General features: G+C 65.6%; 1 protein-coding gene. It reads right to left on the bottom strand.

Annotated features, from left to right (window positions below):
- A partial coding sequence (locus tag QSK36_RS43080; RefSeq protein ID WP_285786445.1) for an endo-1,4-beta-xylanase occupies positions 1 to 512 on the bottom strand: 512 nt, incomplete at both ends.

Here is a 512-nt window from a genome sequence, read left to right as displayed (position 1 = left end):
GTCTTGGCGGCGGTGGCGTTGTCGATGTTGTAGTCGTTGTAGCACAGCTTGACGTTCGGGTCGGCGGCCCGCGCGGCGCGGAAGGCCTCCTCGATGAAGCCGTTGCCGAGCTTCTGGGTGAAGATCGAGTCGCGTAGCGTGCCGACCGCGCCGCCGTCGGCGAACGCCTCGTTGACCACGTCCCAGGCGAAAACCTTGCCCTTGTAGTGGTTCATGACCTGGGTGATGTGGTTGGTCATCGCCGAGCGCAGGTCGCTGGCGGACATGCCGCTGTTGACCCAGCTGGGCAGCTGGGCGTGCCACACCAGCGTGTGACCGCGGACCTTCATGCCCTTGCTCAGCGCGTGGTTGACGATCTGGTCGGCGGAGCTCCAGTTGAAGGAGTTGCGGGAGGGCTCGATCGGCCCCCACTTCATCTCGTTCTCGGCGGTGACGGCGTTGAACTCCCGGTCCCAGGTCGCCACGTAGGTCGAGTCGTTCAGGTGGCCGGCCGCGATCGCGGTGCCGAAGTA

Source organism: Microbispora sp. NBRC 16548 (genome assembly GCF_030268985.1).
GTDB lineage: Bacteria > Actinomycetota > Actinomycetes > Streptosporangiales > Streptosporangiaceae > Microbispora > Microbispora catharanthi.
Note: the sequence above shows the minus strand (reverse complement) of the source record. Positions and strands in the feature narration are given on the sequence as shown.